22 protein-coding genes are annotated in these 24,443 nt (G+C 74.9%); 8 read left to right on the forward strand and 14 right to left on the reverse strand.

All coding sequences use genetic code 11. The features are described from left to right. The first annotated feature begins 17 nt into the window (after window positions 1–17). The 3 genes from ACFY07_RS22575 to ACFY07_RS22585 all read left to right on the forward strand — a co-directional run bounded on the left by ACFY07_RS22575 (window position 18) and on the right by ACFY07_RS22585 (window position 2,985). A complete protein-coding gene (locus ACFY07_RS22575; RefSeq protein ID WP_390871017.1) occupies window positions 18–1,106 on the forward strand; it encodes an ROK family transcriptional regulator in 1,089 nt (362 codons plus the stop codon). A gap of 82 nt (window positions 1,107–1,188) precedes the next feature. After that, complete coding sequence (locus tag ACFY07_RS22580; protein ID WP_390871019.1) at window positions 1,189–2,049, forward strand: alkaline phosphatase family protein; 861 nt, start codon at window positions 1,189–1,191, stop codon at window positions 2,047–2,049. A 156-nt stretch (window positions 2,050–2,205) separates the two neighbouring features. Beyond that, window positions 2,206–2,985 (forward strand): HAD-IIA family hydrolase, encoded by a 780-nt coding sequence (locus tag ACFY07_RS22585; protein WP_230747172.1) that lies wholly within the window; start codon window positions 2,206–2,208, stop codon window positions 2,983–2,985. A 367-nt stretch (window positions 2,986–3,352) separates the two neighbouring features. Here ACFY07_RS22585 and ACFY07_RS22590 read toward each other — a convergent pair whose 3' ends face one another. The 9 genes from ACFY07_RS22590 to ACFY07_RS22630 form a co-directional block, all read right to left on the reverse strand. Next, a complete protein-coding gene (locus ACFY07_RS22590; RefSeq protein ID WP_390871022.1) occupies window positions 3,353–3,730 on the reverse strand; it encodes a DUF1877 family protein in 378 nt (125 codons plus the stop codon). A gap of 344 nt (window positions 3,731–4,074) precedes the next feature. Next, window positions 4,075–4,383, reverse strand: a complete 309-nt coding sequence (locus ACFY07_RS22595; protein WP_390871023.1) for a hypothetical protein — start codon at window positions 4,381–4,383, stop codon at window positions 4,075–4,077. A gap of 541 nt (window positions 4,384–4,924) precedes the next feature. Next, complete coding sequence (locus tag ACFY07_RS22600) at window positions 4,925–5,362, reverse strand: protein-tyrosine phosphatase family protein (RefSeq protein ID WP_390871025.1); 438 nt, start codon at window positions 5,360–5,362, stop codon at window positions 4,925–4,927. Between the two features lie 76 nt (window positions 5,363–5,438). Then, entirely contained in the window at window positions 5,439–5,984 is a 546-nt protein-coding gene (locus ACFY07_RS22605; RefSeq protein ID WP_390871027.1) for a hypothetical protein, read from the reverse strand. Window positions 5,985–6,341: 357 nt separating this feature from the next. Beyond that, window positions 6,342–7,100 (reverse strand): DUF3152 domain-containing protein, encoded by a 759-nt coding sequence (locus ACFY07_RS22610; RefSeq protein ID WP_390871029.1) that lies wholly within the window; start codon window positions 7,098–7,100, stop codon window positions 6,342–6,344. Window positions 7,101–7,322: 222 nt separating this feature from the next. Then, window positions 7,323–8,498: an ABC transporter permease gene (locus ACFY07_RS22615; protein WP_390871031.1), complete on the reverse strand. Its 1,176-nt coding sequence runs from the start codon at window positions 8,496–8,498 to the stop codon at window positions 7,323–7,325. A 23-nt stretch (window positions 8,499–8,521) separates the two neighbouring features. After that, the gene (locus ACFY07_RS22620; RefSeq protein WP_390871033.1) at window positions 8,522–9,274 is read right to left on the reverse strand and encodes an ABC transporter ATP-binding protein; all 753 of its coding nucleotides are present in this window, start codon (window positions 9,272–9,274) and stop codon (window positions 8,522–8,524) included. Next, the gene (locus ACFY07_RS22625) at window positions 9,271–10,359 is read right to left on the reverse strand and encodes a peptidoglycan-binding protein (protein WP_390871034.1); all 1,089 of its coding nucleotides are present in this window, start codon (window positions 10,357–10,359) and stop codon (window positions 9,271–9,273) included. The genes ACFY07_RS22620 and ACFY07_RS22625 overlap by 4 nt, the downstream gene beginning before the upstream one ends. Next, window positions 10,356–10,904, reverse strand: coding sequence for a hypothetical protein (locus ACFY07_RS22630; RefSeq protein WP_390871036.1), 549 nt, complete (start codon window positions 10,902–10,904; stop codon window positions 10,356–10,358). Before ACFY07_RS22630 ends, ACFY07_RS22625 begins: the two co-directional genes overlap by 4 nt. 188 nt (window positions 10,905–11,092) lie before the next feature. Between ACFY07_RS22630 and ACFY07_RS22635 the strand changes: the two genes are divergently transcribed. Then, window positions 11,093–11,749 (forward strand): response regulator transcription factor, encoded by a 657-nt coding sequence (locus tag ACFY07_RS22635; protein ID WP_390871038.1) that lies wholly within the window; start codon window positions 11,093–11,095, stop codon window positions 11,747–11,749. Then, window positions 11,749–12,918: a sensor histidine kinase gene (locus ACFY07_RS22640; RefSeq protein ID WP_390871078.1), complete on the forward strand. Its 1,170-nt coding sequence runs from the start codon at window positions 11,749–11,751 to the stop codon at window positions 12,916–12,918. The genes ACFY07_RS22635 and ACFY07_RS22640 overlap by 1 nt, the downstream gene beginning before the upstream one ends. A gap of 182 nt (window positions 12,919–13,100) precedes the next feature. Here ACFY07_RS22640 and ACFY07_RS22645 read toward each other — a convergent pair whose 3' ends face one another. Continuing rightward, window positions 13,101–14,246: an NAD(P)H-dependent flavin oxidoreductase gene (locus tag ACFY07_RS22645; protein ID WP_390871040.1), complete on the reverse strand. Its 1,146-nt coding sequence runs from the start codon at window positions 14,244–14,246 to the stop codon at window positions 13,101–13,103. Window positions 14,247–14,655: 409 nt separating this feature from the next. Here ACFY07_RS22645 and ung point away from each other — a divergent pair, with 409 nt between their 5' ends. After that, on the forward strand, window positions 14,656–15,327 hold the full coding sequence (ung, locus tag ACFY07_RS22650) for a uracil-DNA glycosylase (protein ID WP_390871080.1): 672 nt from the start codon (window positions 14,656–14,658) through the stop codon (window positions 15,325–15,327). 239 nt (window positions 15,328–15,566) lie between these two features. Continuing rightward, window positions 15,567–16,580, forward strand: coding sequence for a glycoside hydrolase family 6 protein (locus ACFY07_RS22655; RefSeq protein ID WP_390871042.1), 1,014 nt, complete (start codon window positions 15,567–15,569; stop codon window positions 16,578–16,580). Between the two features lie 221 nt (window positions 16,581–16,801). On the opposite strand, the gene ACFY07_RS22660 is transcribed toward ACFY07_RS22655, so the two are convergent. The 4 genes from ACFY07_RS22660 to ACFY07_RS22675 all read right to left on the reverse strand — a co-directional run bounded on the left by ACFY07_RS22660 (window position 16,802) and on the right by ACFY07_RS22675 (window position 22,832). Continuing rightward, window positions 16,802–18,766: a galactose oxidase-like domain-containing protein gene (locus ACFY07_RS22660; RefSeq protein WP_390871044.1), complete on the reverse strand. Its 1,965-nt coding sequence runs from the start codon at window positions 18,764–18,766 to the stop codon at window positions 16,802–16,804. Then, entirely contained in the window at window positions 18,763–20,781 is a 2,019-nt protein-coding gene (locus ACFY07_RS22665; protein WP_390871046.1) for a glycosyltransferase family 2 protein, read from the reverse strand. The genes ACFY07_RS22660 and ACFY07_RS22665 overlap by 4 nt, the downstream gene beginning before the upstream one ends. A 558-nt stretch (window positions 20,782–21,339) precedes the next feature. After that, window positions 21,340–21,960 (reverse strand): 3-oxoacid CoA-transferase subunit B, encoded by a 621-nt coding sequence (locus tag ACFY07_RS22670; protein ID WP_390871082.1) that lies wholly within the window; start codon window positions 21,958–21,960, stop codon window positions 21,340–21,342. A gap of 107 nt (window positions 21,961–22,067) precedes the next feature. Beyond that, the gene (locus ACFY07_RS22675) at window positions 22,068–22,832 is read right to left on the reverse strand and encodes a CoA transferase subunit A (RefSeq protein ID WP_390871048.1); all 765 of its coding nucleotides are present in this window, start codon (window positions 22,830–22,832) and stop codon (window positions 22,068–22,070) included. A 290-nt stretch (window positions 22,833–23,122) separates the two neighbouring features. Between ACFY07_RS22675 and ACFY07_RS22680 the strand changes: the two genes are divergently transcribed. After that, the gene (locus ACFY07_RS22680; protein ID WP_390871050.1) at window positions 23,123–24,361 is read left to right on the forward strand and encodes a substrate-binding domain-containing protein; all 1,239 of its coding nucleotides are present in this window, start codon (window positions 23,123–23,125) and stop codon (window positions 24,359–24,361) included. Window positions 24,362–24,443 lie beyond the last annotated feature (82 nt).

The raw sequence follows: 24,443 nt of genomic DNA on the forward strand, positions 1-24,443 counted from the left end.
AGTGCAAGAATGGCCGCGTGAGCAGTGCACTGAACCTGCCCGCCCTGCGCGGGCACAACGCCTCCGTGGTCCTGGGGCTGCTGCGCGGCCGCGACGGCGTCAGCCGCGGCGAGCTCGCCGCGGGCAGCGGGCTGACCCCGCAGGCCGTCAGCAAGATCGTGGCCCGGCTGCGGGACGAGGGCCTGGTCGCCGAGGCCGGCCGCGGCGAGCCGACCGGCGGCAAGCCGCGCACCCTGCTGCGCCTGGTGCCCGAGGCCGGCCTCGCCGCCGGGGTCCACCTGGACCGCGACCGGGTCGCGGTGCTGGTCGCCGACCTGGCGGGGCGCCCGGTCGCCCTCCGCGAGGCCGGGCTGCGCCCGGAGGACCCGGCGGCGGTCGCCGACGGGGTCGCGGCGGTGGTGCGGGAGGCCGCGGCGGCGGCGCAGGGGGCGGGGGCGGCGCGGAGGGCGGCGGCGGAGGGCGGCGCCCCCCTGCTGGGCGTCGGCGTCGGCTGCCCGGGGCCGCTGGACCACGCCGCCGGGGTGCTGCACCGGGTGACCGGCCTGCCCCGCTGGGACGGCTTCCCGCTGCGGGACGCCCTCGCCGAGCGGCTGGGCCTGCCGGTCGTCCTCGACAAGGACACCAACGCGGCGGTGCTCGCCGAGCCCGTGCGGGCCGGCTCCACGGTCTACCTCCACCTCGGCAGCGGCCTCGGCGCCGGGCTGGTCCTGGACGGGGCGCTGTACCGGGGGGCCCGCACCAACGCCGGGGAGTTCGGCCACCAGACGGTCCAGCTGGACGGCCCCCGCTGCGACTGCGGCAACCGCGGCTGCCTGGAGGTGCTCTGCCTGGCCGCGCTGCGGGCCGGCGACACGGCGGGTGCGGCCCGGCTGCTGGGCGTCGGAGCGGCCGGACTGGTCCGGCTGCTCGACGTGGACCGGGTGGTGCTGGGCGGCCGGGCCGTCCTGGCGGCGCCGGACGTCTTCGTGCGGGGCGTCGCGGCGGAGCTGGCCGCGCGCGTCCCCGACCCGGCGTGGCAGGCGGTCCCGGTGTCGGTCGCGCGGGCCGGGGAGCGCGCGGTGGCGCGGGGGGCGGCCGAGCTGGTGCTGGCGCCCCTGTTCGCCTGAACTTCACCTGTCCCGCCGGGTGCATGACACGGTTGCGCTCCTACGGTGGAGGCCCGCCCGCTCCCGTCGCACGGAGGACAGCATGCCCCGCCGCTCCCTGACCACCGTCGTCTCCGCCCTCGGCCTCGCCGCCGCCTCGCTCGGCCTGTGGACCGGCGCCGGCACCGCGCAGGCCGCCGCCGCCGTCCCCACCCCCGACCACACCGTGGTCGTCGTCTTCGAGAACCACTCCTACGGGCAGATCATCGGCAGCTCCAGCGCCCCCTACATCAACTCCCTCAAGGCCGGCGGCGCCAACCTCACCGCCTCCTACGCCCTCACCCACCCCAGCCAGCCCAACTACTTCGACCTGTTCTCCGGCGCCACCCAGGGCATCACGAACGACAACTGCTACACGCCCGGCTTCAGCTCCGCCCCGAACCTCGCCTCCGAGCTGATCGCCGCCGGCCGCACCTGGGCCAGCTACAACGAGTCGCTGCCGAGCCAGGGCTCCACCACCTGCAGCAGCGGGAAGTACGCCCGCAAGCACAACCCGTGGTTCGGCTTCTCCAACGTGCCGACCTCCAGCGCCCGCACCTTCGCACAGTTACCCACGGACTACGGCACGCTGCCCCAGGTCTCGTTCGTCATCCCCAACCTGTGCAGCGACATGCACGACTGCTCGGTCTCCACCGGCGACACCTGGCTGAAGAACAACCTCGGCGCCTACGCGACCTGGGCGAAGACCCACAACAGCCTGCTCCTGGTCACCTTCGACGAGGACAACGGCACCAGCGGCAACCACGTCGCCACCGTCCTCTACGGCCAGCCCGTGCTCGCCGGATCCTCCACGGCGACCACCTACGACCACTTCGACGTGCTGCGCACCATCGAGGACATGTACGGCACCGCGCACGCGGGCGCCGCCGCCACGTCGTCCGACATCACCGGCGTCTGGAACTGACGACCGTCCCCGCCGTCCTCCCGTCCCCGTCCCGCCCCGCGGACGCCTCGTCCCGGTCCGGGGGCTGCGACTACGCTGCGATCGTCGGGGGAGCCATCACGCGGAGAGGCCGGGACGCACGGTGCCCGGGCGCCCGCCGGGAGCAGGGAGAGGCACGTGGCAGACCGCAGGCCCATCGAGTCGTGGCTGACCGACATGGACGGGGTGCTCGTCCACGAGGGCACGCCCATCCCCGGGGCCAAGGAGTTCATCGCCCGGCTCCGCGAGTCGGGCAAGCCGTTCCTGGTCCTCACCAACAACTCCATCTACACCCCGCGCGACCTCGCCGCCCGGCTGGCCGGCAGCGGCCTGGAGGTGCCCGAGGAGTCGATCTGGACCTCGGCGCTGGCCACCGCGAAGTTCCTCGACGGACAGCGCCCGCGCGGCACCGCCTACGTCATCGGCGAGGCCGGCCTCACCACCGCCCTGTACCAGATCGGGTACGTCCTCACCGACGTCAACCCTGATTACGTCGTACTCGGCGAGACCCGCACCTACAGCTTCGAGGCGCTCACCAAGGCGATCCGCCTGATCAACGGCGGCGCCCGCTTCATCGCCACCAACCCCGACGAGACCGGCCCCTCCGCCGAGGGCGCCCTGCCCGCCACCGGCTCGGTGGCCGCCCTCATCACCAAGGCCACCGGTGTGGAGCCCTACTTCGTGGGCAAGCCCAACCCGCTGATGATGCGGGAGGCCCTCAACACCCTCAAGGCCCACTCCGAGAGCACCGCCATGATCGGCGACCGCATGGACACCGACGTGGTCGCGGGCATGGAGGCCGGCCTGGAGACCGTCCTCGTCCTCACCGGCCTGACCCGGCCCGGCGAGGTCGAGCGCTTCCCCTACCGGCCGGGCCGCGTCGTGAAGTCCATCGCCGACCTCATCGACGAGGTCTGAGCCGGGGCGGACGCCGAGGCGCCCCTGCCCCGGAGGCCTTCTCCGGGCAGTGGCCCGCCGCCCGGACCGGACCGTCCCCGGTCCTGGGACCTCTGAGGGATCCCCGCAGGGCTGTCCGCGGGCCGGGCGGGCCGGCCGTGTTCCGGTCCGGGGGCCTCGCAGGGGGCCAGGGCGCGCGTACGGCGGTCCGCACCAGCGCTCGGCGGGACCGGCCGCAGCGGGGGAGGACGGCGCGCTCCCCGCCGTGACGGCGCACGACGTCGCCGGACGCCGGCGCACCGGCCCGGCCGGGCGAGGACCGGGTGACGAGCGCGAGTGAGGGTTCCGGCAGGCGGCGGGAAGCCTCCCCGAACGCGTGGAGCGAGGTTCAGTCCAGCCAGATCAGCAGTGCATCACCCGCGCGTGCTGCTGCTGAGAAGAAGGCCGCCAGGGAGTCGTACCGGCCGCGGGCCCACTCCAGGGACTCGGGGCGGTCCCAGATGAGGGGGTAGACCCCTGCCCGGCCCAGTTCCGCGGGATCGACTCCTCGGACCAGGTCGTCGTAGCCGACCCGGTCGAGATTCCCGGCAGCGAAGCGGACACGGTCGGCCGGGAGGCACATGGGTGGCCCGTAGCCCCAGTCGTCGTCCGTGACGGGCTCGTCGCCGTGCACGACATCGACGGGAAAGGCGGCGCGGCGCAGGAGGAAGCCCAGCACGTCCCAGCAGGTGCTGTCGCGGGTGCGTACGGCCTTGACGCTCCGCACCGGACGGCAGGGGCCGCGGCGCCCGGGCTGACCGACGTGCCGGAGAGAACCCTGGCAGGGGGTCTGAGGACCCCGGTGCAGGCGTACTGGCGGTTCCCGCCCCTCGACCGCGTCCCCGGCTCTGCCGCCGCGGCGGCAACGGTTCGATCGGCGCCCGGCGCCCGGCGTCCGCCGCCACGGTCCACGGACTGTCCGCCGCACCTGACCGGACGGTCAATGCCTCCCGGGCCGGGGTCGACCATGGCCTTGTCCCGCCGTTGTGCCATGCGTCCTGAAGGCGGCACCTGCGGGAACCGTGCCTCTTCCCCGTTCCCGCCATCGGCCCCCGCGAACGGTGGAAGAATTCACAGGGCCTCCACCCAGATCAAGTCACAGATCCTGATCTGCCGTTCTTCCGGGTAGATGCTGTAGTTGAAGAATACGGGATCGTTGAATACGTGCACGCTGTACCAGGTGACGCCTCGAATGGTCATGGGCAGGCCCGGCGGCGGGTGGCCGGACGTGACCGTGGTGCCGACCTCGATCGCCAGGGCGCGGAGAAAGCGGATGATGCTGTCGCGCAGCTCGATGTGGCCCGCGTCCCGCATCCCGTTGAGCACTTCGGCGGCCGTGATCTGGATGACCGCTTTCCAGCCCGTCGAGTCGGGCTGCATCAGCCTTCCTCCTCCGGAAGCTCGACGAGCCCCACTGCGGCGACGGTGTCGTCGAGGCGCTGGTCCCGCCCGGGGATCGACTCGAACATGGCTTCGAGCCACCATGTCGTCATCACCGTGTCCAGGCCGCCCCCCTCCCCGGCCCCGGCCACGGCGGCGCGGAAATCTCCGCGTCGGGCATGAGGAAGGGCCTCGGTGACGGCGGAAATGGTGCGCGGAATCGCCCGTATCCGAGAGGTGCCGCCCGATGGAGAAGCGCTGTCGGAATTCACCTGGATCTCACATCCTCACGGCTTGAATGATTCAGCACATGTGCTCCCGCGTCAAGCGTCGGGCGAGTTCGCGGATATGAAGAATTGCGGGCCGGTGCGGTCGTCGCGGAGGCGCTGGCGGCCGCTCCTCTCGGGAGGTGCCGCTGCCGTCCGGCAGCGGGCCCGGGCCGCGGCTGGGGACGGGGACGGTTCGCGCGCTCCTCCCCGGCGCCGCGGCACCGGCGGCCGCGACGCCGGTCGACCTCCTCCGGGACCAGGGTGACGGCGCGCTACCCGAAGGCGGCGGCGAAGCGGCGCTGCCAGGGCGTCTCGACGGCGCGCGGGTCGTAGTGCGCGCGGACGTAGGCGACCGCCTCGGGCCCGGGAACGCCGTCGAGCACGGCGAGGCAGGCCAGGGCGGTGCCGGTCCGGCCGCGCCCGCCGCCGCAGGCGACCTCGACGCGTTCGGACCCGGCGCGCTCCCACGCCTCGCGCAGCGCCTCCCGGGCCGCGGCCCGGTCGGACGGCAGCCGGAAGTCGGGCCATCGCAGCCACCGGGCCTCCCAGGGCACGGGCACGGGCGCGGGCCGGCGGCCCAGCAGGTGGAGGGCGAAGTCCGGCGGCGGTCCCGGCGGGAGCGGGCGGCGCAGCGCCCGGCCGCGGACCAGCCGGCCCGAGGGCAGGCGCAGCACACCTGCCGCCGCGGGGTCCCAGGTGGAGGTCGTCACGCCCCGAGCGTAGTGCGGTGGCGCCGAGGCGCTCCGGCGGGAACGGGGAGGGCGCGTTCCCCGGGCGGGAGGGGGCTCAGCGGTAGTCCTCGGGGTGCGACTGCATCCACGTGTTGATCCTGTCCCGGGTGCCGACGAGGAGGTCCTGGTGGCGCCTGAGGTTGGGGAAGGGGGCGTCGCCGCCGAGGGCCGCCTGCATGGCCCCGATCCGGGCGAGGGGGGCGTGGAAGTGCTCCGCGCCCTGGGGGTCGGCCTTCATCGACGCGCCGAGGTCGTCGAGGTCGGTCAGCACCCTCGTGAGGAAGTACCGGCAGTTCCCCGGGGTTCCGCAGCCGTCGTTGTAGGTCGCCTGGAGCACGGCGAAGGAGTCCCGGACCGCCGGCGCCGCCGCGCCGGGCGCCGCCTCGCTGGTCGGGTAGGGGCTCGACGACCCGGCGGGGGCCGCAGCGGGTGACCCGGAGTCCTCCGCGGAGGGGCCGCCGGGGGAGGCCGGAGCCGCAGCCGGGGTGGCGTCGTCGGAGACCGGCACCGCGGTGCCGCCGTGCCCCGCCGAGCAGGCCGCCAGCAGCGCGGCCGCCAGCAGGACCGGAGCTCCGCGGCGTGCGAACACGGTGGTGCGCATGGACTGTCCCCCGTGGTGATCGATGCGTGGTGGTCGTCTGCCCATCGGTCCGACCGGTGTGCTGTCCACCGCCTTTCCGTATACGCACCTTTTGTGCAGGGCCGCCGTCCTCCCGGAGGCGGCCCTGCCGCGCGCGGGCCGCCTTGCCGCAACCGCCCCCCGCCGGGGGCGCGGCGCGCCCGCGGGGTGACGGCCGGGCGAGGCGGCCTCCGGCCGGGCACGCCCCCCGCCGGGTCACGCCCGATCATGCGCACGGCCGCCCTGTGCCGACCGGTTCGTACCCGGTCGTCCGCACGCACCGCGGCCGACGGGAGGCGGGGCGCCCGGATCACGGACTGCCCCTCACCCACGGGTCGCTCACGGGACCTTGGGACCGTCGATGAACGCGCCGTCGCTGTCGTAGACGTACGGGTTGGGCCTGCAGCCCCTGAGGCCTTTGATCTGCTGCATCATCGCCGGTGCCGGCCGGCCGGGGCCGGGGCAGGTGCGGTGGCCGTAGCCCAGGTCGTGGCCGGCCTCGTGATTGATGATCAGCGTGTGGTAGGCGTGGGGGCGGCCGGCGTACTGGGGACTCAGCTCGATCCAGCGCCTGAGGTTGACGATCAGGTTCGGGGCGACGCCGCAGTTGACCTCGCCGCCCGTGTCGAGCCCCCACCGGGCGCAGAGCCTGTCGGTCGTGCCGGGCGAGGCGAGCGTGACGAGCATCGCGTACGGGGGCCGGTCCACCTGCTGGAAGGAGGCCACGCCGTGCCGGGTCCAGCCCCGGGGGTCGCCGAGGATCCCCTTGATCTCCTCGGCGACATCGTCGACGTCCAGATCGGTGCCGTCCTCCAGCCGGACGGCGTAGCGGATCAGCCTGCCCCTGGTGCCGATGCGCTCCGAGGTTCCCTTGGCCCACGTGTAGGTGCCGGGTCCGTCCACGGGGTACGAGGCTTTCGGGGAGGGCGGGGGAGAGGGCTTCGGGGCGGCCGTGGTGTGCGTCAGGGGGTGCTTCGTGGGGGCGGCGGCGGCCTCCGCGGTGGGCGGGGCCGCGACGGTGCCGGCCGGAGACGGCGTGCCGGGCACCAGGAGCAGATGGCCGGCGCCGCACACCACGGCGACCAGGGCTGTCGTCACCACCGCAGGGAGACGCCACGACCGCCGGCGACGTCTCCTCGCGCGGCGACGTGCGGCGCGGCCCTGACCGGGGGGTGTGCGGCCGGGCCCGCTGCTTCTCCCGGGTGCCCCGGGCGGGCGGCCGGGACCGGACGAGGCTGTGGTGGATTGCTGCGTGGTCATCTCGGGCGTGTCTTCCGGTGGGGAGCGACGGCAGTGAGGAGGGCGGAGTGAGGAGGGCGGTCAGTGGGCGGCCAGCGCGGCTGTCGGCGCCATCCGCGCGGCCCGCACCGCCGGGTAGATGCCGGCCAGCGCGCCGATGGCCGAGGTCGCGCCCAGGGCTCCGCAGGGCACCCAGAGGGGAAGTGCGAACGGCCAGCCGCGGGTGGCGGCGAACCCCGCCGTGACGGCCGTGCCGAGCACGACCCCGCCGGCCCCGCCCAGTGCGGCCAGCAGCAGCGACTCGACGAGGAACTGCCCGCGGACGGCACCGCGCGTCGCGCCGAGCGCCCGCCTCAGGCCGATCTCCGGACGCCGTTCCAGGACGGAGATCACCATCGTGTTGGCGACGCCGATGCCGCCGACGAGCAGGGCCACCGCGCCCACCCCGAGCAGCAGGCCGGTGAACGCGTCCTCTCCGGCCTGCCTGGCCGTCAGGGCGTCCGACGGGCGGGCCACCTTGACGTGCTCCGGGTGCTCCGGGTCGGCGGTGGCCGCCAGGACGTCGCGGACCGCGGTCACCGCGTCCTCGCGGGCACGGATCCACACGGTGGTCGCGTGCCCGTCGAAGCGCAGACAGTGCTGGGCCGCGGGCCAGCCGACCAGCGCCGCGCTGTCCAGCTCCGGTGCCAGCTCGACCGTGTCGAGAACCCCGACCACGGTGAACCGGCCTCCGCCGATCAGGACCTGCGTGCCCTGGGGCGGATCCGACAGGCCCAGCCGCGCGGCGCTGTCCGCGCCGAGGACCACGGCGGGGTAGTCGGCCTGGGCCGCGTTCGGCCAGTGACCGTGTGCGAGGGTCGCCCGCAGTGCGGGGAGCAGCCCCGGTGAGGCGGCGTAGACCGCGATGCCGTTCGACTCCGCGGCGGGGACCTTCTCGTTGCGGTAGACCAGCGCGTGCTTGACCCGCCCGGTCTCGGCGACCTCCTCCACCGGCCCGATGTTCCTGATCATGGTGGCCGCGCGGCGGGGCAGCACGGTCTCCTTGCCGTCCATCGTCGTTCCCGGGGCCACCCTGAGCAGGTTCGTCCCCAGGGCGTCCAGGCGGTGGTCCAACTCCGCGCGGCTGGACGAGGAGATCCCGATCACGGCCACCATCGCGGCGATGCCGACGGCGATGCCGAGGGCGGACAGGACGACCCGCAGCGGCCGGCTGCGCAGCCCGGATCCGCCGACCCTGAGCAGGTCGCGTCCGGACATCCGCGCCGGAGTGGGCCGACGGCTCATCGAGCGCCCACCTCCCCGGTGACGACCGCCGCGGAGGACACCTCGTGGTGGCCGGGGAGGCCGTGCCGGCCGGCCCCGTCCGAGACGACGCGGCCGTCCCGGATCTCGATGCGGCGGGGCAGCCGGGCGGCCACGTCCCTGTCGTGCGTGATGACCACGACCGTCGTACCGGCGGCGTGCAGTTCACCCAGCAGATCCATCACCCCGGCGCCGGAGGCGGAGTCGAGGCTGCCCGTGGGCTCGTCGGCGAGCAGCAGCGGCGGCTCGCCGACGACCGCCCGGGCGATGGCGGCGCGCTGGCGCTCACCTCCCGACAGCTCGTGGGGGCGGTGCGTGAGCCGGTGGCCCAGCCCGACCCGCTCCAGGGCCGCCGAGGCCCGCCTGCGCCGCTCGCGCAGCGGCGTGCCGGAGTACAGGAGCCCGTCGGCGACCGAATCCCTGATCGGCACGCCGACCGGCAGGTGGAACTGCTGGAAGACGAAACCGATGGTGCGGGCGCGCAGCGCGGAGAGCGAGCGATCGGGCAGGGACCCGATGTCGTGCCCGTCGACGCGCACACTGCCGGAGGTGGGGACGTCCAGCGTCCCGATGAGGTTGAGCAGCGTGGACTTGCCGGAGCCGGACGGGCCGACAATGGCCACCGCCTCGCCGAGCGCCACCGTGAGGCTGATGTCGCGGACCGCGGCGACGCCGCCGGGGTAGGCGCGGGAGACGTGCTCCAGCACGACCAGGGCCGGGTCGGCGTTCACTCGGCCACCTTCACCTTCACGCCCTCGGCCAGGCCGGCACCGCTGATCTCGACCTTGCCGTCGGCATACAGGCCGGGCCTGACGGCGACGACATGACCGGCTCCCGCGGCGTCGACGATCTCGACTCCGTGGCCGCCCCCCGAAAGGGCCAGCAGGGCTTCGACCGGGACGGCGAGCACGCCGGCGTGCCGTTCCTTCACCATCTCCGCGGCCACCGGCCCGGTGGCGCCGCGGGCGCGGCTCTGCCCGGTGACGGACGCGGTGACGGTCCTGCTGTCGCCGCCTTCGGCGGAGGGGGAACTCTCCGCGGCGATCGTGGAGACCGTCGCCTCGGTCCGGGTGCCGTCGGCCAGCCGCAGCGTCAGCCCGGTGCCCTTGTGCAGCAGGGCGACATCGTCCTCCGGGACGTTCAGCACGGCGACGCGCGAGGTGCCCGCGACCGACACCACCTGCTCCGCCGCGGGGGTGCCGAGCCCGGAGAGCTGCTTGGTCACGGTGCGTGGCCCGGGCGCGTACACCACGTCGCCGAGCGCGATCCTTCCGGTGGCGGGGCGTCCGAGGGCCTTCTGCCACCGGTCGACGGCGGCGACGACTCCGCTGTCGTAGTGGTCCCCCACCGCGAATCCCACGTACCCGAGGGCCCGCAGGTTCGTGGTGAACTGCAGCACGTCCGCACCCGTGGTGCCCTTCTTGAGCTCCCGGTAGGCGGGCAGGCCGCCGTACAGCAGCGTCACCGGGAGGTTGTCGATCCGGACCACCGCGTCACCGCGTCGCAGCACCGACCCGGTGGCGGGCAGCCAGGTGACCGTGCCCTGGGCGCGGACGGGCAGTGCCGTCGCCGTGCCGGTGCCCAGCTTGCCCTGGAACATCACCTGGTCGACGAGCGTGGTGCGGACCACGGTCGCCGTGTGGACCCGGGCCGCGGGCGCCTGCTGCTCGTGACCGAACGTCCCGGTGGCGAAGAGCGCCGCACCGGCGGCGGCGAGGGCCGACACCACTCCGGCCGTCGCCCACAGCGCCCCGCGGCCGCGCCGAGCACGGTCCTCGTCGTCTCGGCTCCGTCCGGAGCCCCGGAGGCTGCTCATCCGCCCGTGTGCTCGTCGACCATGCCCAGCTTGTGGGCGCAGCTCTGCATGGCGCCCTTGAACCCGGGCTGTCGGCTGACCTTGAGGTAGGCCTGGCGGTCCATGACCCCGGTCTCGGGATCGGGGTCCGCGTAGTCCTTGAACCCCCCGGCGCGCATGCAGGCCGCCAGTTCCGTGGCCTGCTTCAGTTCCTTGGCGGTCGGGGGCTCGGGGGTCCACTCCTCGTGCGGCTCCTTGTCCTGGCAGGCGGCATACGCCGGCCCGCCGGACTCCGGGAGGGACTTGCCCTTGGAATCCACCAGGAGGGGCGAGTCGACGCCGGCGTCCGGGCCGGGATCGCGGACGTCCACGCCCTGCTTGCGCAGGCACCTGGCGTAGGCGATCCACTCGTCGATGTTCTTCACCTCGGCGGTGGCCGATGCCTTCACGCCGCCTTTCGCCGCCCCGTCGGCCGAGGCGACGCCCACCTGCTTGTCCGCGCCGCACGCCGACAGCAGCAGCGTCGCCGTCAGTCCCAGACCCACCAGGGCCCCGTGCCGTCTCACCCGTGGCATCACAGCCGCACCACCTCTCGAAGGCCCCGGCCGAGCGCTGTCGGGCTCGTACCACCGGGGCGGTCGGCAGCAGTGAAGCCGTGCGCGGGTGAACCCGCGGTGAGCGATCACGCTCACACCCGGTTCACGTCGGGCTCGCATACTTGAGGGCCGGGCTTTCGAACACAGAACGGAATCGCATGCGTGTACTGGTCGTCGAGGACGAAGAGATGCTGGCCGGCGCCATCGCCGAGGGACTGCGCCAGGAGGCGTTCGCCGTCGACGTCGTCCATGACGGCGCGGCGGCCCTGGAGCGGCTCGCGGTGAACGCCTACGACGTCGTGGTGCTGGACCGCGACCTGCCGGGCGTGCACGGCGACGAGGTCTGCCGGCAGGTGGCCGCCTCCGGCGGGGACGTCCGGGTGCTCATGCTCACGGTCTCGGTCACCGTGGCCGACCGGGTCGCGGGACTCGGTCTCGGCGCCGACGACTACCTCACCAAGCCGTTCGCCTTCGCCGAGCTCGTCGCCCGGGTACGGGCCCTGGGGCGTCGCTCACGACCGGCGGCACCACCTGTCCTGGAGCGCTCGGGCATCAGGCTCGACCCGACGCTGCGGCAGGCGTACCTGGACGGCAGATACCTGCCGCTGTCCCGGAAGGAGTTCGCCGTGCTGGAGGAACTCCTGCGCGCGCAGGGGGCGCCGGTGTCGGCGGAGATGCTGCTGGAGCGGGCGTGGGACGAGAACATCGACCCGTTCACCACCGTGGTGCGGGTGACGATCCGCTCGCTGCGGCGCAAACTCGGCGAGCCCGCCCTGATCGAGACCCTCACCGGCACCGGATACCGGATCCCGTGATGCGTCGCTTCCTGGGCGGCAACCTGCGCCTTCAGCTCACGGTCTTCTTCGGCCTGATGTTCTTCGTGGCGGGGACCGCGGTGCTGGCGGGCGCGGTGGTCCTGGTGCACCACAGCATGGAGTACTCGCTCGAGCAGGCGATCCCCTCGGACGTCTTGACCTGCTCGCAGGACGGTCGGGGGGAGCTCCCGAGGCGTCGGATGGCGTTCACGATCGACGGTGCGAGCCGCCAGGTCATCCTCGCGTCGATGGATCACAACCTCGCCGTCAAGGGCGGTCTCACCGTCCTCGCGGTCGGCGTCGTCTCCGCCACCCTCGGCTGGCTCGTCGCCGGAAGGCTGCTGCGTCCGCTCGGACGCATCACCGCCACCGCCGAACGCATCGCCGGCCGCACCCTCCACCGCCGGATCGACCTCGACGAGCCCCCCGGTGAGGTGAAGCGGCTCGCCGACTCCTTCGACAGCATGCTCGACCGGCTGGACCAGGCCTTCGCCAGCCAGGACCGCTTCATCGCCAACGCGGCCCACGAACTCAAGACGCCGCTCGCGGTGGGGAGGACTCTGGTCGAGGTCGCGATGGGGCGCCGTGACGCACCGCCGGCGTTGGTGCGGCTGGGGGAGAACCTGCTCGAGGTCAACCATCGCCATGAGCGGCTCATCGACGCCCTGCTGACGCTGGCCCGCGCCGAGAGCGCGACCGGCGACCGGATGCCGGTCGACCTGGCGGACGTCGCGCGTACGGTCCTGCGGAACACCGGGCACCTGGCGCAGGCGCAAGGGCTCCGCGTCGGTGCCGAACTGTGTGCGGCGCCGGTCGCCGGGGACCCGGTGCTGCTGGAGCAGCTGGTACGCAACCTGGTGGAGAACGCCGTCAAGTACAACAGGCCCGACGGCTGGGTGGGAGTGCGGACCGGGACCAGCGCCGCCGGTTCACGGATCACGGTCTCCAACACGGGCTCCGTCATCGCCGCTCACGAGATCCCGGTGCTCTTCGAGCCGTTCCGCCGGCTCGTCGACCGGGTGGGCTCCGCCCGGGGCAGCGGACTCGGCCTGTCCATCGTCCGGGCGGTCGCCCGGTCGCACGACGGGGACGCCGACGCCCGGCCCCGCCCGGAGGGCGGTCTGGACGTCGTCGCCACCCTGCCCGCCCGGTACCCGGCCGGTACGTAGAGCTCCTCACCCCGCACGGTTCGCGGGCGGCGCCGGCGGACGATCGGGCAGGCGGGCCCGGGGGACGCCTCGCTGATGCCGTCGCGGACCCCCGGCGGACGCGCAGACGGCCGAACCGGTGCTGCGGCACGACGGTCCGCGCGGCCCCGGCGCCCCGCTCTCAGCCGCGCCGCGCCGGCCCCTCAGTGCGCGGCGCGGTGCTCGGGCGGGGTGTCGTTGACGGTGGCCAGTTCGGTGACCAGCAGCTCCACCAGCCGGGCCGCGGGCAGGGACCGGGCCCCGCGGTGCCCGGTGCCCGCCCACAGGGCCATGCCGTCGGGGTCCCCCTGCTCTGCCGCGGCCCGGCGCAGCGGCGCCGTCAGGTGGTGCACCAGGGGGTAGCAGGCGGTGGGGGCGGCCGCCCGGTGCTCGGCCACGAACCGGTTGACCAGGGCGCGGGCGGCCCGGCCGGAGAAGGCCGTGGTGACGGTGGTGGACGAGCCGAAGGCGCCGTGCTCCGTCCAGCGGGGGTCGGTCAGCGCGGCCTTGTGCAGCGGGTGGGCGCCGCTCTCCGGCGTCGCCAGGAACGCCGTGCCCAGCTGGGCCGCGGACGCCCCCGCGGCCATGACCGCCGCCATGCCGGCGCCGTCCATCACGCCGCCCGCCGCCAGCAGCGGCATCCGGGCGCCGTCCTCCTCCACCGCCTTGCGGACCGCGGGCAGCAGCTCCAGCAGGCCGGGGCCGGTGTCGGCGATGCCCAGCGGCTCGAAGGAGCCCCGGTGCCCGCCGGCCTCCGGGCCCTGCACCACGAGGATGTCCGCGCCGGCCCGCAGGGCGGCCACGGCCTCCTCGAGGGAGGTGACGGTGACCGCGATCTCGGTGCCCGCGGACTGCAGGCGGGCCACCACGTCGGGGTCGGGGCAGCCGAAGGTGAAGGAGACGAGCGGCACCGCCGTCTCGGCCAGGACGTCCAGCTTCTCCTCGTAGCCGTCGTCGTCCCAGGCGGGGACGTCCGGCAGCGCGGCGCCGTAGCGGTCCGCCTCGCCCGCCAGCTCCTCGCGGTAGCGGGCGGCCTCCTGCGCGGCGTGCGGGTCGGGGCGCGTCGGGGTGAAGACGTTGACGCCGAAGGGGGCGCCGGTGAGCGTCCGGGTCAGCGCGATCTCCTCCCGCAGGGTCTGCGGGGACTGGTAGCCGGCCGCGAGGAAGCCCAGCCCGCCGGCTCCGGAGACGGCCGCGGCCAGCGCCGGGGTGGAGCCGCCCCCCGCCATGGGGGCCTGCACCACGGGGTGCGGCAGGCGGGAGAGGAGGGTGCGGGGGAGCGGGGCGGAATGGTGGTCGGTGCCGTTCACGGCGGCGGCCTCCTCCGGTCTCGGGGGCTTCGGGGTGCCGGGACTTGCGGGCGCCCGGGCACCGGGGCGTCCGGACGCCCGGCGGTCCCGCCGTCCGGGCACCCGGGCGGCGGGAGGCGGGGGCACCCGGGCCCCGGCGGCGTCCGGGTCCGGGTGCGCCCGGGATCCCGGGAGCGTCTGGGTCGACCGTACCCGCCCGGGCGCCCCGCACCCGTCTTCGCGCCACCAGGCTCCACCTGCGGCGGGTCGGCCTGTCGGTGGGGGCGTATACGGTGCTGTGTGACGGGGGCGGTCCGCGCGGGCCGCGACGGCCCCCGGACCGTCGTGGGGAACGTGGCCGTGGGAGGTCGTGAGCGTGTCGGAGCAGGATGCCGGTTCGGTCGTGGAGGCGTCGCGGGAGGAGTTCGCGCTGCCGGAGTCGTGGCGCCCCGTGCTGGCCGGCCAGACCGAGCAGCCGTACTTCCACCGGCTGGCGGAGTTCGTCGCCGCCGAGCGGGCCGCGCACCAGGTCTTCCCGCCGCAGGGCGAGGTGTTCTCCGCCCTGGCGGCCACCCCGTACGAGAAGGTGCGGGTGCTGCTCCTCGGGCAGGACCCGTACCACGACGACGGCCAGGCGCACGGCATGTGCTTCTCGGTGCGGCCGGGGACGAAGGTGCCGCCGTCGCTGCGCAACATCTTCAAGGAGCTCAAGTCCGACCTGGGCGTGGAGACCCCGGACAACGGCTACCTGATGCACTGGGCCGAGCAGGGCGTGCTGCTGCTCAACACGGTGCTGACCGTCCGCGCCCACGAGGCCAACTCGCACAAGGGCAAGGGCTGGGAGACGTTCACGGACGCGGTGATCCGGGCGGTCAACGACCGCGAGGAGCCCTGCGTCTTCGTCCTCTGGGGCAACCACGCCAAGAAGAAGCTGCCGCTGATCGACACCTCGCGGCACGCGGTGGTGCAGGGCGCGCACCCCTCGCCGCTGTCGGCGCGGCTCTTTCTCGGCAGCCGGCCGTTCTCGCAGATCGACAAGGCGCTCGCCGACCTCGGGTACGAACCCCTGGACTGGCGCATCCCGGACCTCGACGGCAGCTGACCCGGTCCGCGTCCGGCCGTGCGGACGGGCCGCCTGCCTGCACGGCCGTCGGCCCGTCAGCCCCCTCAGCTCCTTCGGGCCTGGCGAACTGACGGCATGACAGGTCCGTCGGGCCGCCTGTCGGGCACGGGCCCGGCCGGTGCCTGACGGCCCGTCGTGGAAACCCCCGCCCCGGCCCGGCCCCTGTGCGAAGCTGGGAGCACAGGCGCCTGTCGGGGAGGGGAGGCGGGGTGCGCCGCGTGTGGAGGGGAGCGGCCGCGGCCGCACTGGTACTGGCGGCGGCCTCGGGCTGCACACGCGCCGGTGGCGCCCGCGGCGAGCTGCCGCCGCCGGCCTCGGCGGCCGCCCCGCGAGGCCCGCAGGACAGGCCCCAGCCCGCCGGGCAGCAGTTCTACGTCTCCGCGGGCGGCTCGGCCGCGCTGCAGGCCGATGCCCTGCGCCGGGAGGGCCGGACGGACGAGGCCCGGGAGCTGGACCGGATCGCCGACCGGCCCGCCGCCCTCTGGCTGGGCGGCCCGGACGCGGCGGAGAAGGCCGAGCGGCTGACCCGGCTCGCGGCCGCGGCCGGCCGCACCGCACTGCTGGTCGCCTACGACATCCCGCACCGCGACTGCGGGCAGTACTCGGCGGGCGGCGCCGCCGACGCCGCCGCCTACCGCGCCTGGATCGCCGACGTCGCCGCGGGCATCGGCGACCGTCCCGCCTGGGTGGTGCTGGAGCCCGACGCGGTGGCGCACACCCTGGACGGCTGCGTGCGGGGCGCCCTCGCCGACGAGCGCTACGGGCTGCTGGCGGACGCCGTGCGGGAGCTCGGGCGCCGCCCCCGGGTGCGGGTCTACCTGGACGCGGGCAACGCCGGCTGGGTGAAGGAGCCCGACCGGATGGCGGACGCGCTGCGCCGGTCCGGCGTCCGCGACGCCGACGGCTTCGCCGTCAACGTCGCCAACTTCTACACCACCGCCGACAGCGCCGCCTACGGCCGCCGGGTCTCCCGGGGCCTCGGCGGCGCCCGCTTCGTCATCGACACCAGCCGCAACGGCAACGGCCCGCTGGGCGGCACCGAGTGGTGCAACCCGCCCGGGCGGGCCCTCGGCGACGCGCCGACCACCCGCACGGGCCTCGAGGGCATCGACGCGTACCTGTGGATCAAGAACCCGGGCGAGTCCGACGGCCAGTGCCGGCCCGGCGCGCCCGCACCGGGCCGGTTCTGGACCGAGTACGCCCTGGACCTGGTGCGCAACGCCCGGCGGTGACCTGCCCGGCCCGACCTGCCCGGCCCGACCTGCCTGACCCCGACCTGCCCGGCCCGACCTGTCCGGGACCTCCCGCGCGGATCCACCCGGCCGATCCCCGGCCGCCACCCGTGGACGGGCCGCCCCCCACGGACGGGCCGCCCCCCACGGACGGGCCGCCCCCCGTGGACGGGCCGCCGGGCCGAGGCGGCGCCCGGCCCGGCGGCCCGTCCCGCGCCCCCTCAGACGACCTTCACCCAGCGGGCCACCGACGGCGTGCCCCGCCGGTCCGTCACGAAGAGCATGTACCAGCCGGGCGGCACCAGCGCCGCGTTCCCCGGCACGGAGAGCCGCACCGCGCCGCCGGAGCGGGTGACCCCCAGGGCGACCGAGCGCTGCTCCACGTCGGTGACGTGGGTGACCGAGCTGGGCCGCATCAGCCGGGCGGTGGCGATGTCCGCGGGCGCCGGCGTGGTGAACGCGGCGGCCGAGCCGCGCCGCAGCACGGCGGGGCCGCCGGTCAGCCGGGGCCGGTCGCCGTGGAACAGGTACGCCGGGGTGAAGACCTCCACCCGCTGCTCGAAGGTGGCCGGTTCGGTGTCGTCCTTGTCCGCGAAGAGCGGGTCGGAGCCCAGGGTGACGACCCGCCCGTCCGGCAGCAGCAGCGCCTCGGAGTGGTAGTCGCGCCCCACCGACGGGTCGGCGGCGGGCGTGAAGGCGTTGCTGCCGGGGTGGTAGACCTGCGCCCTGAGGATGTCGCTGCGGTGTTTGCCGCGGTAGTCGGCGGAGCCGCCGGTGGTGAACACGGTGTCGTCCGGCAGGATCACGCTGTTGAGGTAGCGGGTCCCCCCGGCGGGCAGGTCCGGCCCGGGCGTGAAGTGCGGGTCCGGCGCGGACAGGTCGACGATGTCGGTGCGGGCGGTGGACCGCGGCGACTCCCCGACCCCGCCGCCGCCGAGCACCATCACCCGCTGCTCCTGGGCCGGCGGCAGCAGCACGGAGGACGAGGTCTCCGTCAGCTCCGGGTCGCGCAGCCCGGGCACGGCGGTGAAGGTGTTCCGCCGCAGGTCCCAGATGCCCGGGTCGCGGCCCTCGGTGGCCGGGCCGTAGCCGGAGTTGGAGCCCGAGTAGAAGAGCTGCCCCTTCGCGGTGAGGAAGAGCGACGGGTAGGTGGGGAAGTAGTGGTCCGGGGCCTTGGCCCACGTCCTCGTCCGCGGGTCGTAGACCTCGTTGTCGTCGCCCGTGAGGATCCGCCCGGTGTCGTCCAGGCCGGAGACGGTGACGACCCGGCCGTCGGGCAGGCCGGTCAGCGTGGGGTACCAGCGGGCGGACCGCATGTCCGGCACCGGCTCGTACTGCTCGGTGACGGGGTCGAACTCGTAGGCGGAGCGGATGCCCTGGAAGTCCTGCTTGTCCAGCGTCATCCGGTCGCCCATGCCGTAGAGGTTGCGGGCGTCGGCGCCGGTCAGGCCCCTGATGGCGTACTGGGCCGGGGCGGCGGTGACGTACCGGCCGCCCTCGGCCACGGCCTCGACGAAGACGTGCTGCTCGCTGGCGGTGACCCTGACCTGCGGGCGGCGCCGGCCGGACCGGTCGGCGGCCCGGGCGGTGGTCTTCACGGCCGGGGGCACGACGGCCCTGGCGGTGGAGCGGTACGCGCGGCCGTCGGGGGCGGTGAAGACGGTGCCCCTGGGCAGGACGTGCCCGTGGTCGGGGTCCTCGTTGCGGATCCGCATGGTGCCCGCGGCCCTCGTCACCGCGCCCTTCAGCGCCTCGTAGCGCAGGGTGCCGCCCGCGAGCAGGACGCGCCCGTCGGGCAGCGAGGTGTGGCCGCCGCAGAACATGTCCGCGGGGGTGGGCACCAGCTTGTAGGTGTTCCGCACCGGGTCCCAGAGCAGCGACCGGAAGGTGCCCGCGTCGAAGTTCTGCCGGCTGTTCCCCGAGCCGGCGACGATCAGCACCTTGCCCGTGCGCAGCAGCGTCGCGTGGATGGCGTTGACCCGGAAGTGCTCCGGGATGCGGACGGTCTGCCAGAAGCCGTACCGCGCCTTGTAGGCGGGCCTGGAGATCTCGTACCGGTGGTACCGGTCGCCGGCGAAGCCGAGGACCGCGGGCGCGTTCATCCCCGCCACGGCCAGGAGGACCGTGCTGCCCATGGCGAGCCGGCGGGTCCTGCCGGTCGTCCGCGGCCACGTGCGGAACCTCATGTCCGGTCACCCCCCGTGCGGCGGAACCGCGGGCGGGTCCGCTCGAAGCCCCAGATCAGCAGGGGCAGCAGGCTGAAGAAGAGCGCGATGCACGCCCAGGTCCGCATCGCCGCGTGGGTGTGGCCGGTCACGAAGGAGGCGGCCAGCGAGCCGCCGAAGACCAGCACCCAGAAGAGGTGGATGCGGAAGGTCCGCAGCCGGTCCGGGCTCGCCGAGTCGCCCTTGGGCGTCACGACGAAGCTGCTCCGGCGCCGCAGCAGGGCCTGGAGCAGGGCGGCGGCGTAGACCGGGCCGCAGAGCGCGGACATCATCATGCCCGCGATCCCCGACGACCCCTCCGGCTCGTGCGGGCTCACGTTGTGCCGCCGGTTCCAGGTGTACAGCAGCACCTGCAGGGCGGCGGCGTCGCTGTAGAGCATCATCCAGATCTGCGGGGAGACGTGGACGCCCGAGGCGCCGAACCCCAGGTAGAGCACGCTGGAGACGCCGCCCAGCAGCCAGGTGAGGCCGGCCGTCGGGTAGAAGCAGACCATCAGGGTGTAGTTGAGCAGCCTCCCGGGCGGGAGCCGCCAGGCCGCTCGCCAGAACTGCGTCAGCAGGGTCTCGTAGGTGCCGCGGCTCCAGCGCAGCTGCTGGCTGAAGAAGTCCGTCCAGGAGGAGGGGCCCTCGCCGACGGCGAGCACGTCGGGCGTGTAGACCGACTTCCAGCGGGCCCCCGTCGCGGGGTTCCGCCGGCGGTGGAGCTCCAGGCCGGTCGCCATGTCCTCGGTGATGGAGTCGTACAGGCCGCCGATCTGCTGCAGGGCCCTGATCCGCACCGCGTTGTTGGTGCCGACGAACATCGGCGCCCCGTAGCGGTTGCCGGCCCGCTGGACCAGCGCGTGGAAGAGGAACTGCTGGCTCTCCGAGGCCTTGGTGACGGCGGAGTCGTAGTTGCCGTAGACCTGGGGGCCGACCACGAACGCGACGTCGGGGTCGCGGAAGTAGCCGAGCATCCGTTCGCAGAAGCCGGGCACCGGCACGTGGTCGGTGTCCACGGAGACGAGGAAGTCGTAGCCGTCGCCGTGGGCCTCCAGCCAGCTGTTGTAGTTGCCGTGCTTGGTCCGCGCGCGGAAGCCGCCGCGGTCGGTGTTCCACCGCTCCACGCCCTTGCGGGAGAAGTGCCGGACGCCGAGCCCGGCGCAGAGCTCCCGCATCCGGGGGTCGTCGCCCTCGTCCAGCAGCCACACGTCGTACGGGCCGTCGTGGCGGATCCGCAGCGCCGCGGAGAGGGTCGCCCGGACCATCTCCAGGGGCTCCTTGCCGGGCACGCAGGTGGTGAGGAAGGCGACCCGGGTGCCCGTCTCGGGCACGACCGGGACGGGGTCGCTGGCCACCAGGGTGGCGTGGGTGTTGGAGACCACGTTGACGACGCGGAAGACCTCGATCACCGCGACGATGGTGATCATGGCCTTGTCGCAGACGAGCAGCCAGGTGTGCGTCTCGCCGGGGCGGTGCGGCCAGTGGCTGGGCAGCAGCAGCCAGACCAGCAGCACCGCCTCCAGCACGGGTGCGCCGACCAGGAGCAGGGCGGCCCGGACGCGGTGCCGCTCGCGGCGGAGCAGGCTGCGGTACTCGACCCGGTACGGGCGGCGCGGGCCCGGCCGGGTCAGGGGGCCGGCCAGCCTGCTGTGGCGGGCGTAGTCGTACCCGGGCGGTGCGCCGGCGTCCGGCTCCGGCGGTGCGGTGCGCGGCGGGCCGGGGGGTGCGTCCGGCGGTGCGTCGGGCGGTGCGTCCGGCGGATCGGTGTGCGGTGCGGTGCGCGCTGCGTCCGGCGGATCGGTGTGCGGTGCGGTGTGCGGTGCGCCGGGCGGTGCGTCCGGTGGTAAGGCGGACTCCGGGCCGGTCCGCTGGGCCGGCACGGTCCCGGGGCCCCCGGACCGGCGCGGCGGTGCGGGTGCGGCGGTGCGGTCCGGCGGGCCGTCGGACGGCGCGCCGCGCGCGGCGCGGTGCGGTCCGGCGGAGACCTGCGTCATGTCGGCTTCTCCCCCCACGGGCGCACGGCGCCCGTCGTCACGGTGCCCAGGGGTTGCCGGAACAGCAGGACTCGCGGGCATGCGGGCATGCCCGGACGCGGCCACGGACCGATGCCCCCACGGGCCCGTGACCCCCCCGGGGCCGCCTCGGCGGCCCGGGGCCATCCCCCCGCCCGGCGCACGGTGCCGGGACGGACGACTCCGCTTCCCCCCCCAGAGCCTTTCGGTCGAACTGCGTCGTTCTCCGCGATGCCGTCTCTCTTCGCCGCCCACTGTTGCGGCGGCCGAGGCTTGATCGCAACCGGTTGGGGCGAGGACGGCCCTGCCGTGGTGAAGATTTAACGAAGGGCGGGGCGTGCGCGCCCGTGCCCGTGATATCCGCGAAACCTTCCGCCCCCGGAGAGCCGCGGACGACCCGGAGCGCGCCCCGGCGTGCCCCCGGCGCACCCCTGGGGAGCCCTGGCGCCTCCCTGTTCCGGGCCCCCGTCGGGAACCCGGAGAACACACGACCGGACGCCCCCGTGGGGACGTCCGGTTGCGGTCGGCGGGCGGAGGGCGTCAGCAGGGAGCGCGCTCCAGGAGCCGCGCGCCGGTGGCCGCCCGCACCTGATTCTCCGTCACCCCCGGTGCGGTATCGACCAGCTGCAGGCCCTCCGGGGTGACGTCGATGACGGCCAGGTCCGTGACGATGCGGTCGACCACGCCCCGGCCGGTGGCCGGCAGGTCCAGCTCCTCCACGATCTTGGGGGAGCCGTCGCGGGCGGTGTGCTCCATCACCACGATCAGCCGTCGGGCGCCGTGGACGAGGTCCATCGCGCCGCCCATCCCCTTCACGCTCCTGCCCGGGATCATCCAGTTCGCGAGGTCGCCGCGGGCGGAGACCTGCATCGCGCCCAGCACCGAGACGTCGATCCGGCCGGACCGGATCATGCCGAAGGAGAACGCCGAGTCGAAGTAGGCGGCGCCGGGCGCGGTGGTCACGGTCTCCTTGCCCGCGTTCACCAGGTCCGGGTGCTCCTCGCCCTCCTGCGGGTACGGGCCGACGCCCAGGATGCCGTTCTCCGAGTGCAGCACCACCCGCACGCCCGCCGGCAGGTGGTTGGGGATCAGGGTCGGCAGGCCGATGCCGAGGTTCACGTACTGTCCGTCGCGCAGCTCCCGGGCGGCGCGGGCCGCCAGCGCGTCGCGGTCGAGCGGCGCGGCGGACCCGGCGGCGGACGCGTCCGCGGCGGCAGGGGCGGCAGGGGCGGCGTGTGCGGCGGGTGCGGCGGCGTTCGCGGGCACGGTCAGACCTCCTGGAGGGCGGCGGGGCGCACGGTGCGGCGCTCGATGCGCTTGTCGGACGGGTCGGCCGGGACCACCCGGTCCACGTACACCCCCGGCAGGTGCACGGCGTCCGGCGGCAGTTCGCCCGGCTCCACGATGCGGTCCGCCTCCACCAGGGTGACCCGGCCCGCGGTGGCGCACAGCGGGTTGAAGTTGCGGGCCGCGGCGTGGAAGGAGCAGTTGCCGTGCCGGTCGGCGACCTCGGCCCGGACCAGGGCGAAGTCGGCGGTGATCGCCTCCTCCAGCAGGTAGCGGCGGCCGCCGAACTCCCGCACCTCCTTCGGCGGCGAGGCCACCGCCACGCTGCCGTCGGGCGCGTACCGCCACGGCAGGCCCCCCTCCTCGACCTGGGTGCCCACACCGGCGGGGGTGAAGAAGGCGGGGATGCCGGCGCCGCCGGCCCGGAGCCGCTCGGCGAGGGTGCCCTGCGGGGTGAGCTCCACCTCCAGCTCCCCGGAGAGGTACTGGCGGGCGAACTCCTTGTTCTCGCCGACGTACGACGAGGTCATCCGTACGATCCGGCCGGCCCGCAGCAGCAGGCCCAGCCCCCAGTCGTCCACGCCGCAGTTGTTGGAGACCACCCGCAGGCCTCCGGTGCCCGCCGCGGCCAGCGCGCCGATCAGCGTCGACGGGATGCCGCACAGCCCGAAGCCGCCGACGGCCAGCAGTGCTCCGTCGGGGATGTCCGCCACCGCGTCCGCGGCCGAGTGCAGGACCTTGTCCATCGCGTTCCTCTCGCTCCCCCGGGTCCGATCGGCCGGTCCGATCGGCCGGCCCGTTCCGCCGGCCCGTTCCGCCGGGCGGGTCCGTCCGGCCTGCCGGTCCGGTGTGCCGTCCGGTTCCCGGTCTTCCGGCCATGACCACCCTTCCGGCGGCCCGTGCCCGCCTTCCATGGCGGCCGTCCACACAACTCCGGGCGGTGAAGCGGTATCCGGCCACATGTCCGCGGCGGCGGGCTCCTCCTACGGTTCCGGCAGCCACCACGCCACCGCAGCCGCCACAGGAGCCGGTCACCATGCCTCAGTCCCGCCGCCCCCGCAGACCCGCCCGCACCCTGACCCTGGCGGCCCTCGCCGCGACCACCCTCCTCGCGGCGGGCTGCGCCGAGGCCGGCACCGCCGGATCCACCACGGACGGCGGCGACGCGGCGAAGGCCCCCGTCAGGATCGGCCTCGTCTACTCCCGCACCGGTCCGCTCGCCGCCTACGGAAAGCAGTACCTGGAGGGCTTCAGGGCCGGCCTCGACCACGCCACCCACGGCACCGGGAAGGTCGACGGCCACCCGGTCGAGGTCGCCGAGCAGGACGACGCGGGCGACCCCGCCAAGGCCGTCTCCGAGGCGAAGGACCTCATCGGCAAGGGCTGCAGGATCCTCGCCGGGTCCACCGCCTCCGGCGTCGCCCTGCAGCTGGCCCCCATCGCCGCCCAGAACAAGGTCCTGTTCATCAGCGGGCCCGCCGCCGCCGACCAGGTCACCGGCATCAACAAGTACACCTTCCGCTCCGGCCGGCAGAGCTACCAGGACATCCGCACCGCCGCCTCCTTCGTCGGCGACGCCAAGGGCCGCAAGGTCACCGTCCTCGCCCAGGACAGTGCCTTCGGACAGGCCAACGTGGCCGCCGTCAAGGCCGTCCTCGGCGGCGGGGGCGCCTCCGTGGGCTCGGTGCTCGCGCCCCCGAGCGCCACCGACCTCACCCCCTTCGCCAAGCAGGCCAGGGCCGCCAGGCCCGACCTGCTCTTCGTGGCGTGGGCCGGCGACACCGCCCCCGCCCTGTGGCAGTCGCTCGACCAGCAGGGCGTCTTCGGTTCCACCAAGGTCGTCACCGGCCTCGACCTCGCCGCCTCCTACCCGCTGTTCGGCGCCGCCGGCGAGAAGATCTCCTTCCTCAACCACTACTTCGCGGACGCCGCCGGCACCCCCGTGGAGAAGGCCATGGACGCCGCCCTGCAGAAGGCCGGCGCCAAGGCCGACCTCTTCACCCCCGACGGCTTCACCGCCGCCCAGATGGCCGTCCACGCCGTCGAGGCCGCCAAGGGCAGCACCGCCGACACCGACGCCCTGGTGAAGGCCCTGGAGGGCTGGTCCTTCGACGGCGTCAAGGGCCGGCTCACCGTCCGCGCCGAGGACCACGCCCTGCTCCAGCCGATGTTCCAGGTGAAGCTGACCGGCAGCGGCGCCGCCGCCAGGCCGTCGGTGGCCAAGGTGCTCGGCCCGGACGAGGTCGCCCCGCCGGTCGCGAAGACGGCGGGCTGACCGGTGGCCGACCCCGCAGCCGCCGCGGTCGCCGCGGCGACCCCCGCCGGAGCCCCTGCCGGAGCCACCGCCGGAGCTCCTG

It is taken from the genome of Streptomyces sp. NPDC001380, from assembly GCF_042895785.1.
Taxonomy (GTDB): domain Bacteria; phylum Actinomycetota; class Actinomycetes; order Streptomycetales; family Streptomycetaceae; genus Peterkaempfera.